The organism is Sphingomonas sp. PvP018 (assembly GCF_017876865.1).
Lineage (GTDB): Bacteria > Pseudomonadota > Alphaproteobacteria > Sphingomonadales > Sphingomonadaceae > Sphingomonas > Sphingomonas aerolata.
On sequence record NZ_JAGIOU010000001.1, the window covers coordinates 3,780,449 to 3,796,910 of the forward strand.

The 16,462-nt window shown below is 68.1% G+C and carries 11 protein-coding genes and 3 tRNA genes; 12 read left to right on the top strand and 2 right to left on the bottom strand.

From position 1 onward, the window contains the following. Nucleotides 1-10 precede the first annotated feature (10 nt). The 3 genes from J3A66_RS17030 (at nt 11) to J3A66_RS17040 (ending at nt 6,037) form a co-directional block, all read left to right on the top strand. Nucleotides 11-1,612 (top strand): histidine kinase famiy protein, encoded by a 1,602-nt coding sequence (locus J3A66_RS17030; RefSeq protein ID WP_209570114.1) that lies wholly within the window; start codon nt 11-13, stop codon nt 1,610-1,612. Between the two features lie 39 nt (nt 1,613-1,651). Beyond that, the gene (locus J3A66_RS17035; RefSeq protein ID WP_209570123.1) at nt 1,652-4,453 is read left to right on the top strand and encodes a valine--tRNA ligase; all 2,802 of its coding nucleotides are present in this window, start codon (nt 1,652-1,654) and stop codon (nt 4,451-4,453) included. Nucleotides 4,454-4,567: 114 nt separating this feature from the next. Beyond that, nucleotides 4,568-6,037 (top strand): MATE family efflux transporter, encoded by a 1,470-nt coding sequence (locus J3A66_RS17040; protein WP_209570125.1) that lies wholly within the window; start codon nt 4,568-4,570, stop codon nt 6,035-6,037. A gap of 8 nt (nt 6,038-6,045) precedes the next feature. Here the strand turns inward: J3A66_RS17040 and J3A66_RS17045 are convergent, their stop codons facing one another. Beyond that, a complete protein-coding gene (locus J3A66_RS17045; protein WP_209570127.1) occupies nt 6,046-6,993 on the bottom strand; it encodes a diacylglycerol kinase family protein in 948 nt (315 codons plus the stop codon). A gap of 118 nt (nt 6,994-7,111) precedes the next feature. On the opposite strand from J3A66_RS17045, the gene hemB reads away from it, so the two are divergent. Genes hemB through J3A66_RS17060 form a run of 3 tightly spaced genes read left to right on the top strand, consistent with a single transcriptional unit; the run spans nt 7,112 to nt 10,848 of the window. Further along, nucleotides 7,112-8,104 (top strand): porphobilinogen synthase, encoded by a 993-nt coding sequence (gene hemB / locus J3A66_RS17050; protein ID WP_031396015.1) that lies wholly within the window; start codon nt 7,112-7,114, stop codon nt 8,102-8,104. Beyond that, on the top strand, nt 8,097-8,642 hold the full coding sequence (locus J3A66_RS17055; RefSeq protein WP_209570129.1) for a GNAT family N-acetyltransferase: 546 nt from the start codon (nt 8,097-8,099) through the stop codon (nt 8,640-8,642). Before hemB ends, J3A66_RS17055 begins: the two co-directional genes overlap by 8 nt. Beyond that, complete coding sequence (locus tag J3A66_RS17060; protein ID WP_245336854.1) at nt 8,635-10,848, top strand: hypothetical protein; 2,214 nt, start codon at nt 8,635-8,637, stop codon at nt 10,846-10,848. The genes J3A66_RS17055 and J3A66_RS17060 overlap by 8 nt, the downstream gene beginning before the upstream one ends. 16 nt (nt 10,849-10,864) lie before the next feature. Here J3A66_RS17060 and J3A66_RS17065 read toward each other — a convergent pair whose 3' ends face one another. Continuing rightward, on the bottom strand, nt 10,865-11,380 hold the full coding sequence (locus tag J3A66_RS17065; RefSeq protein WP_209570131.1) for a hypothetical protein: 516 nt from the start codon (nt 11,378-11,380) through the stop codon (nt 10,865-10,867). A gap of 94 nt (nt 11,381-11,474) precedes the next feature. Here J3A66_RS17065 and J3A66_RS17070 point away from each other — a divergent pair. The 6 genes from J3A66_RS17070 to J3A66_RS17095 all read left to right on the top strand — a co-directional run bounded on the left by J3A66_RS17070 (nt 11,475) and on the right by J3A66_RS17095 (nt 16,452). Beyond that, nucleotides 11,475-11,551, top strand: a tRNA-Arg gene (locus J3A66_RS17070). Nucleotides 11,552-11,616: 65 nt separating this feature from the next. Further along, a tRNA-Arg gene (locus J3A66_RS17075) sits at nt 11,617-11,693 on the top strand. Nucleotides 11,694-11,923: 230 nt separating this feature from the next. Beyond that, nucleotides 11,924-12,000, top strand: a tRNA-Pro gene (locus J3A66_RS17080). A gap of 285 nt (nt 12,001-12,285) precedes the next feature. Further along, nucleotides 12,286-12,969 carry an NAD(P)H-dependent oxidoreductase gene (locus tag J3A66_RS17085; protein ID WP_209570134.1) on the top strand — a complete coding sequence of 228 codons (684 nt, stop codon included), beginning with the start codon at nt 12,286-12,288 and terminating at the stop codon, nt 12,967-12,969. 79 nt (nt 12,970-13,048) lie between these two features. Next, nucleotides 13,049-15,445 (top strand): phosphoketolase family protein, encoded by a 2,397-nt coding sequence (locus tag J3A66_RS17090; RefSeq protein ID WP_281064202.1) that lies wholly within the window; start codon nt 13,049-13,051, stop codon nt 15,443-15,445. Beyond that, on the top strand, nt 15,433-16,452 hold the full coding sequence (locus tag J3A66_RS17095) for an acetate kinase (protein WP_209570137.1): 1,020 nt from the start codon (nt 15,433-15,435) through the stop codon (nt 16,450-16,452). Before J3A66_RS17090 ends, J3A66_RS17095 begins: the two co-directional genes overlap by 13 nt. Nucleotides 16,453-16,462: the final 10 nt, after the last annotated feature.

Here is a 16,462-nt window from a genome sequence, read left to right on the forward strand (position 1 = left end):
TTGTTGGCAAATGTCCGATCACAGTGTGTCCGCGCCTGAAATCCCCGCCCGTCTCGCCGCTCAAGGCGTCTGGGGCGATATCGCGCCGGCCGATGCCAGCAGCGACATCTTCTTCGCGGCGGTGCGGACCACGCGGATGCCGATGGTGGTGACCGACCCGCATCGGCCCGACAACCCGATCATCTTCTGCAACGACGCCTTCTCGTTCATGACCGGTTACTCGCAGGACGAGATCCTCGGCTACAACTGCCGCTTCCTGCAGGGCCCCGAGACCGACCGCACGGTCGTCGGCGAATTACGCGCCGCGATCGCCAAGCGTGAAGAAGTCTCGGTCGAGATGCTCAACTACCGCAAGAACGGCTCGACCTTCTGGAATGCGCTCTACGTCTCGCCCGTGTTCGGCGACGACGGCGAGCTCCGCTATTTCTTCGCGAGCCAGCTGGACATCTCGCGCCGCCGCGAGGCGGAGGAGGCGCTGCACGAGGCGCAGCGGATGGAGGCGGTCGGCAAGCTGACCGGGGGCATCGCGCACGACTTCAACAATCTGCTGCAGGTCATCCAGGGCTATGCCGACATCCTCGACGCGCGGATCGACGCGAGCGATCGATCGGCGCGGCGGGCGGTCGATGCGATCTCGACCTCGGCCTCGCGCGCGGCGACACTCACGCAACAGCTGCTCGCCTTTGCGCGCAAGCAGGAATTGCGCGACCGGTTGATGAATCTCAACCAGCTGCTGGGCGATTTTCGGCCAATTCTCGACCGCAGCATCGGCAGTGGAATCACGCTGAAGCGCGACCTGGCGACCGATCTGTGGAATTGCCGCGTCGATCCGGTGCAGGCCGAGATGGCGCTGCTCAACATCATCGCCAATGCCCGCGACGCGCTCGACGGCACGGGCGAGATTACGATCACGACGCGCAACGCCGTCCTTCCCGAGGATGGCGGTGTCGCGAGGCTGGAGCCCGGCGAATATGTCGTCCTGAGCATTCGCGACAACGGGCCGGGGATCGATCCCGGGACCGTCGATAAGATCTTCGAACCCTTTTTCACGACGAAGGAGATGGGCAAGGGCGCCGGGCTGGGTCTCGCGATGGTCTACGGATTCGTGCGCCAGTCGGGCGGCCTTGCGACGGTGCGCAACCTCAGCGGGGGCGGTGCCGAATTCTCGCTCTACTTCCCGCGTGCGAGCGGTGCGGTCGAGCGCAAGACCGCGGGGCCGATCGCACCGCATGCGGGCGGTGCCGAGCGCGTGCTTATGGTCGAGGATCAGCGCGAAGTGGGCGAGCTGGGGCGGACGATCCTCGAGGATCTCGGCTATGACGTCGTCCTGGTCAACAGCGCGCGCGCCGCGCTGGACACGCTCCGTCAGGACTCCGAATTCCGCCTGCTGTTCACCGATATCCTGATGCCCGGCGGCATGAACGGCGTCACCCTGGCCCAGTCGGTGCGGCGCGACTATCCGCACACCGCGGTGCTGCTGACGACGGGCTTTGCCGACGAGGCGATCGACGAGGGCAGCCGGTCGTTCGAACTGATCCGCAAACCCTATCGGCGGAATGAGTTGAACGACCGCATCCGGGCGGTGCTCGACAAGCCGGGGGCGCGGACGTGAGGCTGGTCTAGCCCGGACACGCTCGCTAAGGCACGGGGTATGAGCGAGCTTCCCAAAACCTTCGACCCCGCCTCCATCGAATCGCGCTGGTATGCGCATTGGGAGGCCAGCGGCCAGTTCCGCCCCGACCGCCCGAACGCGGAACCCTGGACGATCGTCAACCCGCCGCCCAACGTCACGGGCAGCCTGCATATCGGCCATGCGCTCGACAACACGCTGCAGGACATCCTGACGCGCCACGCCCGCCTCAAGGGCAAGGACGCGCTCTGGGTGGTCGGCACCGATCACGCGGGCATCGCGACGCAGATGGTGGTCGAGCGCCAGATGGGCGCAATGTCCCCGCCGCAGAAGCGCACCGACCTCTCGCGCGAGGACTTCATCGCCAAGGTCTGGGCGTGGAAGGAAGAGAGCGGCGGCGAGATCACGCAGCAGCTCCGCCGCTTGGGCTGTTCGATGGACTGGGCGAACGAACGCTTCACGATGGACGAGGGCTTTTCGAAGGCCGTCCTGAAAGTGTTCGTCGACCTGCACAAACAGGGGCTGCTCTACCGCGACAAGCGGCTGGTGAACTGGGATCCGGGCCTCGGCACCGCGATCAGCGACCTCGAGGTCGAGACGCGCGAGATCAAGGGCAGCTTCTGGCACTTGCGCTATCCGCTCGCCGACGGATCCGGCTTCATCGAGGTCGCGACGACGCGGCCCGAGACGATGCTCGCCGACATGGCGGTCGCGGTGAACGGCGCGGACGCGCGCTACACCGCGCTGATCGGCAAGCAGGTGAAGCTGCCGATCACCGGGCGGCTGATCCCGATCATCGCCGACGACCATGCCGATCCCGAGCTCGGATCGGGCGCGGTGAAGATCACGCCGGGGCATGACTTCAACGATTTCGAGGTCGGCAAGCGGGCAGGGATGGCCGCGGGCGCGATGCTCAACATGCTCGATGCCAAGGCGCGCGTCGTGCAGGTGTCCGACGGGCTGATCCCCGCCGAGCTGCTCGGGCTGACGACCGCGGAGGCGCGGAAAGCCGTCGTCGCGCAGCTGAAGGCCGAGGGCTTCCTGATCGCGCATGTCGACAAGGACGGCGTCGAGCACGACGCCGAGCCGCGCACGATCCAGACGCCGTACGGCGATCGCTCGGGCGTGGTGATCGAGCCGTGGCTGACCGACCAATGGTATGTCGACGCCAAGACGCTCGCGCAGCCCGCGATCGAGGCGGTCCGCGTCGGCGCGATCGATATCGTGCCCAAGACCTGGGAGAAGACGTTCTTCAACTGGATGGAGAACATCCAGCCCTGGTGCGTGTCGCGCCAGCTGTGGTGGGGGCATCAGATCCCGGCCTGGTTCGGGCCGGACGGTACGCCGTACGTGGCTGAAACCGAGGCCGAAGCGCAGGCGCTCGCCGGCGCGGGCGTGACGCTGGTGCGCGATCCGGACGTGCTCGACACGTGGTTCTCCTCCGCACTCTGGCCCTTCGCAACGCTAGGCTGGGACGGCACTTCTTACCCCTCCCCTTCAGGGGAGGGGCAAGGGGTGGGGCCGTCCCATCTCATCGAGACCGACGCGCGCGGGGCGGCTCCCCACCCCAACCCCTCCCCTGAAGGGGAGGGGCTTGCCTCCGGATCGCAACTCGGCGGCCGCTATCCCAACGACGTGCTCATCTCCGGCTTCGACATCCTGTTCTTCTGGAACGCTCGGATGATGATGCAGGGGCTGCACTTCATGAAGGACGTGCCGTTCCGCACGCTCTACCTGCACGGCCTCGTCCGCGCGGCGGACGGCGCGAAGATGTCGAAGTCGAAGGGCAATGTCGTCAACCCGCTCGGGCTGATCGACCAGTATGGCGCCGATGCGCTGCGCTTCTTCATGGCGGCGATGGAAAGCCAGGGCCGCGACATCAAGATGGATGAGAAGCGCGTCGAGGGCTATCGCAACTTCGCGACCAAGCTGTGGAACGCCGCCCGCTTCGCGCAGGCCAACGGCATCGTCGCGAGCACCACGCTGGAGGCGCCGCGCGCGGAGCTCGCGGTCAACAAGTGGATCATCGCCGAGACGATCGCGACCGTGCAGCAGGTCGACCTCGCGCTCGCCGACTACCGCTTCGACGGCGCCGCCAACGCGATCTACCAGTTCGCGTGGAGCCGCTTCTGCGACTGGTATCTCGAACTCATCAAGCCGCAGATGGTCGATGACGTCCGCGGCCAGATCGACGAGGAATCCAAGGCGGTCGCGGGCTGGGTGCTCGACCAGATCCTGGTGCTGCTCCACCCGTTCATGCCGTTCATCACCGAGGAGCTGTGGCACGCGATGGGCGCGCGTGAGCACGACCTGATCGTCGCGCAGTGGCCGATGGCGGATGCGCGCTCGCTCGATCCCGAGGCGAGCAGGGAGGTCGACTGGCTGATCCGGCTCGTCGGCGAGATCCGCACCGCGCGCAACGAGCTGAACGTGCCGCCGGGCGCGCGTCTGCCGCTGCACGTTCGTGACGCGAGTGCGGCGACGCTCGCACGGCTCGAACGCCAGGCGCCCGCGCTCGCACGCCTCGCGCGCGTCACGCATGCCGAGGGCGAAGCCACCGGCGGCGCGGCGCAGGTCGTGGTCGACGAGGCGACCTTCGTCCTGCCGCTCGAGGGCGTCATCGATCTCGACGCCGAGCGCACCCGCCTGACCAAGGCGATCGCGGCGGCGGAGAAGGAGCGCGACGCGCTCGCAGGGAGGCTCGGCAATGCGAGCTTCGTCGAGCGCGCCAAGCCCGAAGCGGTCGAGAAGGCCAAGGCGGACCACGCCGACAAGGCCGCCGAAGCTGCGCGATTGCAGGCGGCACTGGGACGGCTGGGCTGACCTGACCCCGTCCGATGTGCGGCACGGGGCCGGGGTGTGCGTACGCGTGCTGCGAGCATGCGGGGTCGGGGATGGTCCTGACCCCGCCTGCAAAGGGGAGGGAACCCGACTGCGATGCCTGATGCGACGGACACGCCTGCACCAAGGGCCGGCCAGCGCGACCTGACCGCCGGGCCAATCGGCAAGACGCTGCTCGCCTTCGCACTGCCGACGCTCGGATCGTCGATCCTGCAATCGCTCAACGGCTCGATCAACGCGGTGTGGATCGGCCAGTTTCTCGGCGAGCGCGCGCTGGCGGCGACGACCAACGCGAACATCATCATGTTCCTGCTGGTCGCCGCGGTGTTCGGCTTCGGCATGGCGTCGACCATCCTGATCGGCCAGAATATGGGGCGGCGCGACATCGATGCGGTGCGCCGCGTGCTCGGCACGTCGTTCGGGCTGTTCACGATCATCTCGGTGCTGACGGTGGCGATCGGCTGGCTGGTCGCACCGGCGATCCTGCGCCTGCTGGCGACGCCTGTCGAGGTCTATCCGCTCGCGCTCGCCTATCTGCGCGTGATCTTCGTCGCGATGCCCGCGGGGTTCCTGACCGTGCTGCTGACGATGGCGCTGCGCGGCACCGGCGATTCGCTGACGCCGCTGAAGTTCATGGCGCTCGGCTCGGTCGTCGACGTCGCGCTCAACCCGCTGCTGATCCGCGGCTGGGGACCGATCCCCGCGCTCGGGATCGAGGGATCCGCGCTCGCGACACTGATCGCCAACACGGTCTCGTTCGTCGCACTGCTCGCCTATATCTATGCGAAGGACCTGCCGATCCGGCTGCGCGGTGCGGAGCTGCGCTATATCCTGCCCGATCGTACGCTGCTGAAGACCATCGTCGTGAAGGGCGTGCCGATGGGACTGCAGATGCTCGTCGTCTCGACCTCCGCGCTGGCGATGATCGGGCTGGTCAACCGGCACGGCACCACCACGACCGCCGCCTATGGCGCCGCCAACCAGCTATGGACCTATGTGCAGATGCCCGCGATGGCGGTCGGTGCGGCGGTCAGCGCGATGGCGGCGCAGAATATCGGTGCGGGGCGCTGGGACCGGGTCGACCGGATCACGCGCGCCGGGCTGATGATGAACCTCGCGCTGACCGGCGGGCTCGTGGCGCTGCTGACGCTGCTCGACCGGCACGTGCTGTGGCTGTTCCTCGGGCAGGATACCGGCGCGATCGGCATCGCCACGCGGATCAACCTGATCGCGGGGTGGAGCTTCATCCTGTTCGGCGTGTCGATGGTCCTGTCGGCGACGGTCCGCGCGAACGGCGCGGTGGTCGGTCCCTTGCTGATCCTAGCGGTCGCGATGGGGCCGGTACGGTTCGGGCTCGCCTATGCGCTAGAGCCGATGATCGGCGCGGATGCGATCTGGTGGAGCTTTCCCGCGGGCTCGCTCGCCTCGATGCTGCTGACGATCGGCTATTATCTGCATGGCGGCTGGCGCAAGGGCCGGATCGTCACCGAGCCCGCCGCACACGACGCGGGCGAGGCAGCCAAGGCGGATTGCGAGCCCGCCAGCCGGTCCATGCCGGTCGGCTGAGCGCCGCCCTAGGTTTGGGGCGGCGTCACCGGGGCCATGACCTGGATGATCCCGGCGGCGATCCTGGCGGTCACCGGGGTCTTGGCGAGCACCTCGCCATCGATCGAGATCGGCAGCTTGGGGATCGTGTCGACGCGCATGCTCTTGCCGCGGAAGTCGCGGACCTCCTCGTGCCGCGATTCGTGACGGAAGACGCTGGCAACCCAGTTCTGCACCAGCCGCCGCTTCATCTTGCCCATCACCGCCTGCACGACGATCTCGCCCGAATCGACCGCCGCCGCGTCGACCAGCTCGGTCCCGCCATGATAGGGACCGTTCGAGATACGCACCTCGACGACGCGCATCCGCACCGCGTCCGGGCCCTCGCCGACGATCAGCGTGAACGGGCGGAAGCGCATGAACTGATACGCCGCCCAGCCGAGATAGCCGACCCGGCCGAGTATCTTCTTGAGGCCGTGCGGCACCGTCTCGGCGATCTTCGGACTGATCCCCATCGCCGCGCAATTGGCGAAATAATCGCCGTCGATCATGCCGAGATCGATCCGCCGCGGCGCACCCGTCCGGATGACCTCGACCGCGCCCTCGATCGTCAGCGGAATGCCCAGCGTCCGCGCAAAGCTGTTCGCGGTCCCGAGCGGGAGCACGCCGAGGATGACGTCGTGCCCGACCATCAGGTCGACCAGCCCGCTGATCGTGCCGTCGCCGCCGCCCAGGATCAGCAGATCGGGCTTGGCGGCGAGCGCACGGCGGACGGTGGGTTCCAGATCCTCGGGGTTCTCGACCGCATGCGCGTCGACCTCATAGGGAAGCCCCGACATCGCCGCACAGGCGCGCTTGAACAGCGCCTGTCCTTTGCGCGATTTCGCGTTCACCACGAGCGCGGCGGAGCGGATCGGCCGGTCGCGCGCCGGCCCGGTATCGGGCGCCTGGGTCGTGTCTGTGGTGGTGGCGGTCATGCGAGGCCCAACGCGCGAAAGGGAAATGCGTCCCCGAGGCCGAATCGGCAGCGATCGGTTTCGTTCGCGCCGACCGTAACGCTTGCCTGCGCGGCGTCCATCCCGCAAAAGCCGCGCCATGTCCGCAAGCTATCCCGCGCTGCGCCTGCGCCGCACCCGCTCGTCCGACTGGAGCCGCCGGCTCCATGCCGAGACCGTCCTCACGCCGGCCGATCTGATCTGGCCGCTGTTCGTCGTCGAGGGGGAGGGCGTCGAGCAACCGATCGCCAGCCTGCCGGGCGTTTCGCGCTGGTCGGTCGACCAGATCGTCGCCCGCGGCCGCGAGGCGCGTGACCTCGGCATCCCGTGCATCGCGCTGTTCCCCTACACCCAGCCCGAGCGTCGCACCGAGGATGGCCGCGAGGCGCTCAACCCCGACAATTTGATGTGCCAGGCGATCCGTGCGCTCAAGGATGCGGTGCCCGAGGTCGGCGTGCTGACCGACGTCGCGCTCGACCCCTATACCAGCCACGGCCATGACGGGCTGGTCGACGCGGCGGGCTATGTCGTCAACGACACCACCGCGGAGATGCTCGTCGCGCAGGCGCTGAACCAGGCGGCGGCGGGCGCGGACATCATCGCACCCAGCGACATGATGGACGGCCGGATCGGCATGATCCGCACCGCGCTCGAGGCGGAGTCGCATCACAATGTCCAGATCATGTCCTATGCCGCCAAATATGCGAGCGCCTTTTACGGCCCGTTCCGCGATGCGGTCGGCAGCCGCGGGCTGCTGAAGGGCGACAAGAAGACGTACCAGATGGACAACGCCAATGCCGAGGAGGCGCTGCGCGAGGTCGCGATGGATCTCGCCGAGGGCGCGGACACGGTGATGGTCAAGCCGGGCCTGCCCTATCTCGACATCATCGTTCGCGTCCGTCAGGCGTTCGAGGTGCCGGTCTTCGCCTATCAGGTGTCGGGCGAATATGCGATGATTGAGGCGTCGGCCGCAGCGGGCGCGGGCGACCGCGATGCGCTGGTGCTCGAGACGCTGATGGCGTTCAAGCGCGCCGGCTGTTCGGGCGTGCTGACCTATCATGCGGCGCACGCGGCCCGGCTCCTGAATGGATGAGTTCAGGCTCGAGACCGAGCGTCTCATCCTGCGCGCGTGGCGGGACGCCGACGTCGAGCCCTTTGCGGCGATGGGGCGTGACCCCGATGTGATGCGCTTTCTCAGGCCGCCGGCGACGCTCGCCGAGACGCAGGCGGCGGTCGGCCGGATGGTCGAGCGGCAGCGCACGTCGGGGCATTGCTTCTGGGCGATCGAACGCAGGGCGGATGCCGCATTTCTCGGCTTTTGCGGTCTGGTACCGGGCAAGCCGCCGATCGACGGCGCGATCGAGATCGGCTGGCGTCTCGCGCGTCATGCCTGGGGGCAGGGCTATGCGTCCGAAGCCGCGGCGGCGAGCCTCGCCTGGGGCTGGGCCAATCTGCCCGTCGCGCATATCGTCGCCATCACGGTCCCCGCCAACATGCGGAGCCGCGCGCTGATGGAGCGGCTGGGTATGACCCATGTCGAGAACGGCGATTTCGACCATCCCGATCTCGCCGCCACCGACCCGCTGCGCCGGCACGTCCTCTATCGGATCCATCGCCCCACCAATGTCTGATCCTTCCCCGATGGCACGGTGGTGCCGCGTCCTGTTCGTCGCGACGATCCTGGCAGGGTCGTTCCTCCTGTTCCTCGTCCAGCCGATGGTCGCGCGCATGGCGCTGCCGCGGCTCGGCGGCGCGCCCGCGGTGTGGAACTCGGCGATGCTCGTCTATCAGGCGCTGCTGCTCGGCGGCTATGCCTATGCGCACTGGCTCGGACGGGTGAAGCCGCGCGCGCAGGCGGTCATCCATCTCGGCGTACTCGCGGTCGCGGCTTTGTGGCTGCCGATCGGGCTGTTCGCGCTCGATCTGCCCGCCGATGCGCAGCCTGCGGTGTGGGTGCCCTGGCTGCTCGGCCTGTCGATCGGGCCGCTGTTCTTCGCGGTCTCGGCACAGGCGCCGCTGATCCAGCGCTGGTTCAGCGCGTCGAGCGGCGGCGCGGATCCCTATGCGCTCTATGCTGCGTCCAATCTCGGCAGCTTCGCCGGGCTGATCGCCTATCCGCTGGTCGTCGAGCCGCTGCTGGCGATCCACGGGCAGAGCCTGTTGTGGACCGCAGGGTACGCGGTGCTCGTCCTGCTGGTGGCGCTCTGCGCGACGCGGCTGCCGCGCACCGCGTCGGCCGAGCATGTCGCCGTGACCAGCCCGGCGCCGGGCGCGGCGCGGATCCTCCACTGGATCGCGCTCGCGCTGGTGCCGTCGGGGCTGATGCTCGCCACCTCGACCTATATCACCACCGATATCGTCGCGATGCCGCTGCTCTGGGTGCTGCCGCTCGGGCTCTATCTGCTCAGCTTCACCATCGCCTTCGCGCAGGACCGCACGCTCGCCGATCTGCTGACCCGGATCGCGCCGGTGACGATCCTGCTGTTCGGCGGGGTGATCATGGGCGGGTTCAACGACAAGCCGGTGTTCAGCGCGACGATCGCGCTGACCTTGTTGTTCATGGTCTCGGTCGCGCTCCACACCGCCATGTATCGCCGGCGCCCGGCGCCCGACCGGCTGACGGGCTTCTATCTGGCGATGTCGGTCGGCGGCGTGCTGGGCGGGGTGTTCGCGGCGTTGCTCGCCCCCGTGATCTTCGACTGGACCTATGAATATCCGCTGCTGATCCTCGCCGCGGGCGTGCTGGTGCCGCAGATGTACCTGATGGCGACGTTCCGCGCGGTCTGGTCGGGGCCGGCGGTACGGCGCCATCTCGGGCTCGCGGTCATCATCCTCGTCATGGCGGTGGCGGCCGGGCTCAGGATCACCAACCCCGACGGCATATTGGGCGACCAGCATCAGGGCGCGGCCTTCCTGATCGTCGCCGCGATCGGCCTCGCCACGCTCGGCGCACGGCTGCCCTATGTCGTCGTGCTCGCCAGCACGCTGGTGATGTTCGGAGGCTATCGCGCGCTGGAACTCAGCGCCGAGCGGGGTGCACGCGAGCGCAGCTATTTCGGCGTCTACACCGTCCGCGACGGCGAGGGGGTCCGCGAGCTCGATCACGGCACCACCGTCCACGGCATCCAGCTACGCGGTTCGCCCGCGCGCGAGCGGACGCCGACCACCTATTATGTCGCCGGATCGGGTGTGGGGCAGGCGATGCTGGCGCTCGGCCCGCTCTATGGCCCGGCAGCGCGGGTCGGTGTCGTAGGGCTGGGGACGGGCACCCTGTCCTGCTACGCGCGTCCGGGCGAGCAGTGGCGTTTCTACGAGATCGACCCGGCGGTCGTGCGGATCGCGCGCGATACCGGCCAGTTCAGCTATCTGTCGCGCTGCCTGCCTGATCCGGTGATCCGGATCGGCGACGCGCGGATCGCGCTGGCGGGGGAGCGGACCGCAAGCCTCGACCTGCTCGCGCTCGATGCCTTCTCGTCGGATACGGTGCCGATGCACCTGATGACGCGCGAGGCGTTTGCGACCTATGGCCGCGTGGTGTCACGCAACGGGCTGCTGCTCGTGCATATCTCGAACCGCTATATCGACCTCGAACCCGTGGTCGCCGCTGCCGCGCGCGAGGCGGGGTGGCACGCCGTTCACCTGCTCTACCGTCCCTCGCCGCTCGACGCCGATCACCCCTCGCCATCGGACTGGATCGCGCTGTCGCGGGACCCGCGGGCGATCGCGCTGCTCCGGCAACGCAATTCGGGCTGGGAGCCGATCGTCGCACGCGAGGGCATGGCCGCCTGGACCGACGATTATTCGACGATCCTGCCGCTGCTCAAGGGGCTCTGGTAGGCTGCGGGGGGCGGCGTCAGGCGGCGGGCAGGCTCGCCTGGATCTGCGCGATGGTCGTTCCCTGCTTCTCGGCTTCGGCCTGCGCCGCGTCGCGTACCGCATCGAGCGCGGGATAGGCCGGCGCGAGCGTCGCCGCGCGATCGGTCGCGCGACGCTCGATATCGGTGACCAGCAGCGACGTCTGCGCCCGCCAGTCGTCGAGACCCGCCAGCGCGGTCTGGGCCGTCAGCCACGGCTCGCTGCCGACCGCACCGCCGCGTGCGGCACGGGCGGCGGCCTGGGTGCTCGCCGCATCCTTCGCAAAACCTGTCCTGATCCGGTCGAGCTGCGTCCGGAACGCCGCGATGTCGGTGTCGAGCGTCGGATCGGGCTGGACCACCACCGGCTTGCCCGCGGGTTCGCCAAAGCCGATCGATTCGGTCGGGCGGATCCCGAGCGAGGGATAGCCGGCGGTATCCTTGCTGCAGGCGCCGACCGCCAGGGCGGGTGCGAGAAGAAGGGCGATCAGCGCGGGGCGGGAAGGCTGTTTCATGCCCGCCGCTCTATGCCGCCGACGCGGCGTACACAACTTTATCGCGCAACACCCTTGCGCCGCGAAAAATGCCTGCTATCAGCGCCCCTCCAGTGCACCCATAGCTCAGCTGGATAGAGCATCAGACTACGAATCTGAGGGTCGGGCGTTCGAATCGCTCTGGGTGCACCAGGATTTCCTGCCTCGCGGCGGGGCCAGACGGCCAGACACGGGCCGGCCGTAAACGGCATGGCGATGCACCCATAGCTCAGCTGGATAGAGCATCAGACTACGAATCTGAGGGTCGGGCGTTCGAATCGCTCTGGGTGCACCATCGTCCACAACCTGCCACGGCTCGATGCCGCCAGCGACTACTTCCCATCATATCCGCACTGCATCGACGTCGCGACGCAACTGTCCCGTCGCATCACGCAATGCCCCCGTGCTTTTCGTCATCCTCCGAAAACTTCTTGCCGCGGCCGCTTGCACAGCCGCGAAGTGCTGGGTATAGGCGCCCCTCCAGTCACCGGTCGGTCCCCCAAGGGCGTAACGATCGGACTCCGTCGGGGAGTAGCTCAGCCTGGTAGAGCACTGTCTTCGGGAGGCAGGGGCCGGAGGTTCGAATCCTCTCTTCCCGACCATCATGCACCGCATGATCATGGCACGCCCAGGCGGCAGGCCGTTATTCAGCACCATCAAAGCCGTTAAGGCCAATAAGGTCCCGGTCGCGTCGTGTCCGTGCTCGAGCGGCATTCCGACTTGTCCGCCTCCGGGCCGATGGCCGCGCGCAGGCTTACAGCGCGCTGCCTAGTGCGTAGTTTCCGAGGCTGAGATCGCACGGGGCGATCCCGTACTCCTCGACTCCCTGACCGTCTCCGGCGCGGCGCGCGATCGGATGAGGGTCGGCGCAGGATGGAGTCGGCGCGATGATGGATGACGAGCCCGGTGCGGCCCAGCCTCGGCATGCCGTGATCCTGTGCCATCCGGATCCTGCGAGCTTCAACCACGCGATCGCGCACCGCTATGCCGATGCGGTGCGCGCGAACGGCCAGCACGTCGTACTGCGCGACCTCTATGCGCTGGGCTTCGATCCGGTGCTCAAACCGGCGGAATTGCCGACGCGGGACGCGGCGGTTCTCGCGCAGGACGTGCAGGACGAACGCGCGGCGATCGCGGGCTGCGACGTGTTCGTCCTCGTGTACCCGCTCTGGTTCGGATCCCCTCCGGCGATGATGAAGGGCTATATCGAGCGCGTGTTCGGCGCAGGGATCGAGCCTGTCGCGGTCCAGCAGCGTGCGCGCAGCCTGCTGCTCGGCGGCAAGCGGCTGCTGACCTTCACGACCGCGGCGGGCAGCCGGGTCTGGCTCGACGATCAGGGGCTCGGGGCGGGGCTGACGACCATGGTCGACCAGTATCTGGTCCACGCCTTCGGCATGCGGTCGCAGGAACAGCGCCGATTTGCCAACATCACCAGACATCTCGATCCGCAGGTCGCCGGCCAGCATCTGAACGCCGTCACCGCGCAGGCAAACCGCACCTGCGCACAACTGGCGTTCGGCGACGAAGCGCTGCTGCGCGACCCTTCGCTGACCAGCCGGCTCGCCGGCTGATGCGCCCCCATCAAAGGATTATCGACATGCGCCCCATACTGCCCGCGATCCCCGCCGCTCGTTCATGGGCGCCGCACTCTTGACCGGTCTGGCCCACAAGGCACCGCCGCATGTCGTGGCACCCGCCGATCCATTGTCGCCCGATGAACTGCACCGGATGGACGCCTATTGGCGCGCCGCCAATTATCTGTCGGTCGGTCAGATCTATCTGCGTGACAACGCGCTGCTCGAACGTCCGCTGACGATCGCCGACGTCAAGCCGCGGCTGCTCGGCCACTGGGGCACGACGCCGGGGCTCAACTTCCTCTACGTCCATCTCAACCGGCTGATCGTCGCGCACGACCTCGACATGATCAACATCATCGGGCCGGGGCATGGCGGGCCGGGGCTGGTGGCCCACACCTATCTCGAGGGCTCCTATACCGAGCGTTATCCCGCGATCGAGCGCAGCCGGTCGGGTATGCACCGGCTGTTCCGGCAATTCTCCTGGCCGGGCGGCATCCCCAGCCACGTCGCGCCCGAGACGCCGGGATCGATCCACGAGGGCGGCGAGCTCGGCTATTCGCTGGCGCATGCTTACGGCGCGGCGTTCGACAATCCGGACCTGCTGGTCGCGTGCGTGATCGGCGACGGCGAGGCGGAGACGGGGGCGCTGGCGGCGAGCTGGCATTCGAACAAGTTCCTCAACCCCGCGCGCGACGGCGCGGTCCTGCCGATCCTGCACCTCAACGGGTTCAAGATCGCCAACCCTACGATCCTCGCGCGGATCGACGAGGACGAGCTCGACGCGCTGCTCCGCGGCTATGGGCATGAGCCGCTCTATGTTGGCGGCAGCGACCCCGCGCTCGTCCACCAGCAGCTCGCCGCCGCGCTCGACACCGCGCTGGCGAAGATCCAGGCGATCCAGGCCGCGGCACGCATCCCCGGCGCGACGCCCGAACGCCCGCGCTGGCCGATGATCGTGTTCCGCACGCCCAAGGGGTGGACCGGCCCGAAGACCGTCGACGGCAAGCCGGTCGAAGGCACGTGGCGCGCGCATCAGGTCCCGATCGCGGAGTTCAAGGACCCCGAGCATCTGCGGCTGCTCGAAGAGTGGATGCGAAGCTACCGTCCCGAGGAGCTGTTCGACGCGACGGGCAAGTTCCTCGACATCTACGCCTCGCTCGCCCCGACCGGGCATCGGCGGATGGGGTCGAACCCGCACGCCAATGGCGGCGAGACGATGGTGCCGCTGTCGCTGCCCGACTTCCGCGGGCATGCCGTGCCCGTCGACGCGCCGGGCATGGTCATGGCCGAGGCGACGCGGGTGTTCGGTCGCTATCTGCGCGACGTGATGAAGCTCAACATGCCGAGCGTGAACTTCCGCCTGTTCGGGCCCGACGAGACCGCGTCGAACCGTCTCGCCGATGTCTATGACGTGTCGGGCAAGGTCTGGATGGCGCAGGTCGAGGCGGTCGACGAGCATCTGACGTCCGACGGCCGCGTGATGGAGGTGCTGAGCGAGCATCTGTGCCAGGGCTGGCTCGAGGGATATCTGCTCACCGGGCGCCACGGGTTGTTTTCCTGTTACGAGGCGTTCGTCCACATCGTCGATTCGATGGTCAACCAGCATGCCAAATGGCTGAAGGTGACGCGCGGCATCCCGTGGCGGCGGCCGATCGCGTCGCTCAACTATCTGCTGACGTCGCATGTCTGGCGGCAGGACCACAACGGCCTGTCGCATCAGGACCCGGGGTTCATCGATCACGTCGCCAACAAGACCGCGGAGGTCACGCGGATCTATCTGCCCCCCGACGCCAATTGCCTGTTGTCGGTCGGCGACCATTGCCTGCGCAGCCGCGGCTATGTGAACGTGATCGTCGCGGGCAAGCAGCCCGAATGGCAATGGCTGGGGATCGACGCGGCGGTGCGGCACTGCACCGCGGGCGCCGGGATCTGGGACTGGGCGGGTGACGATGCCGTGCCCGATGTCGTGATGGCGTGTGCGGGTGACGTGCCGACGCTCGAGACGCTGGCCGCGGTCACGCTGCTGCGCGCCTATGTCCCCGATATCCGGATCCGGGTGGTCAATGTCGTCGACCTGATGGTGCTGCAGCCGCGATCCGAACATACGCACGGCCTCGACGAGCGCGAGTTCGATGCGCTGTTCACGCGCGACACACCGGTGATCTTCGCGTTCCACGGCTATCCGGCGATGATCCACAAGCTGACCTACCGCCGCGCGAACCATGCCAACATCCATGTCCGCGGCTACAAGGAAATGGGCACAACGACGACGCCGTTCGACATGGTGGTGCTGAACGATCTCGACCGGTACCGGCTCGCGCTCGACGCGATCGAACGCATCCCGCGGCTTCGCGACCGCGTCCCGCGCGAAACCGCGCGCTACTGGACGACGATGGAACGGCACAAGCTCTACATCGCCGAACAGGGCGACGATCTGCCGGAGGTGCGCGACTGGCAATGGGCGCGCTGATTCTCGCGCTGAACAGCGGGTCGTCGACGGTGAAATACGGGCTCTACGCCGTCGACCCGGACCCCACGCTGCTGATCGGTGGGACGATCGAGACCGCCGACGGTCACGTTTCGGTCCTGGACGCGCTCGACGCCGCGTTGCGGGACAGCCCGGCGCCGACCGCGATCGGCCACCGGATCGTCCATGGCGGCCCGCACCGTACCGCGCATTGCCTGATCGACGATGCGGTGACCGCGGATCTGGTCGCGGCCTGTGCGTTCGCACCGCTGCATGGTCCGGCGGCGCTCGCGCTGATCGAGGCCGCGCGCGCGCGCTATCCCGGGCTGCCGCAGGTCGCCTGTTTCGACACCGCGTTCCATGCCGATCTGCCCGATGTCGCGCAGGTCCTGCCGATCCCGCGCCGATACCGTGCGAGCGGGGTGCGGCGGTACGGCTTTCACGGCCTGTCGTGCGAATCGATCCTGGCGCAGCTCGGCGACGGTGTCCCGTCGCGCCTCGTCATCGCGCATCTCGGCAACGGGGCGAGCGTCACCGCGGTGCGCGACGGGCGATCGGTCGATACCAGCATGGGGCTGACGCCGTCGGGCGGGGTGACGATGGCGACGCGGACGGGGGATATCGACCCTGGTATCCTGCTGTACCTGCTGCGCGAGACCGGGCTCGACGCCGCGGCGCTGGCGACGATGATCGATCACGATTCGGGAATGGCGGGGATCTCGGGACTGTCGGGGGACATGCGCGTGTTGCGCGCGGCGGCCGGGAGCAACCCCGACGCCGACCTCGCGATCCGGATGTTCGAGCGATCGGTCTGCAAGCAGATCGCGGCGATGGCCGCGACGCTCGGGGGGCTCGACCTGCTGGTGCTGACCGGCGGGATCGGCGAACATGACCGCGCGACCCAGCAGGCGATCGGTACCGGCCTGGCATGGCTGCCGGGCTTGGAGATCCAGATCGTCGCCTCGCGCGAGGACGACGAGATCGCCCGTCATGCCGCCCGGCTGAGCTAGGCGGGGGGCG

Excerpts from the sequence above, each read along its gene's own strand:
- J3A66_RS17065 (WP_209570131.1), bottom strand. The coding sequence starts at position 11,380 with ATGAAACAGCCTTCCCGCCCCGCGCTGATCGCCCTTCTTCTCGCACCC.
- hemB (WP_031396015.1), top strand. The coding sequence starts at position 7,112 with ATGTCCGCAAGCTATCCCGCGCTGCGCCTGCGCCGCACCCGCTCGTCC.
- J3A66_RS17030 (WP_209570114.1), top strand. The coding sequence starts at position 11 with ATGTCCGATCACAGTGTGTCCGCGCCTGAAATCCCCGCCCGTCTCGCC.
- J3A66_RS17040 (WP_209570125.1), top strand. The coding sequence starts at position 4,568 with ATGCCTGATGCGACGGACACGCCTGCACCAAGGGCCGGCCAGCGCGAC.
- J3A66_RS17085 (WP_209570134.1), top strand. The coding sequence starts at position 12,286 with ATGATGGATGACGAGCCCGGTGCGGCCCAGCCTCGGCATGCCGTGATC.
- J3A66_RS17045 (WP_209570127.1), bottom strand. The coding sequence starts at position 6,993 with ATGACCGCCACCACCACAGACACGACCCAGGCGCCCGATACCGGGCCG.
- J3A66_RS17060 (WP_245336854.1), top strand. The coding sequence starts at position 8,635 with ATGTCTGATCCTTCCCCGATGGCACGGTGGTGCCGCGTCCTGTTCGTC.
- J3A66_RS17035 (WP_209570123.1), top strand. The coding sequence starts at position 1,652 with ATGAGCGAGCTTCCCAAAACCTTCGACCCCGCCTCCATCGAATCGCGC.
- J3A66_RS17055 (WP_209570129.1), top strand. The coding sequence starts at position 8,097 with ATGGATGAGTTCAGGCTCGAGACCGAGCGTCTCATCCTGCGCGCGTGG.
- J3A66_RS17095 (WP_209570137.1), top strand. The coding sequence starts at position 15,433 with ATGGGCGCGCTGATTCTCGCGCTGAACAGCGGGTCGTCGACGGTGAAA.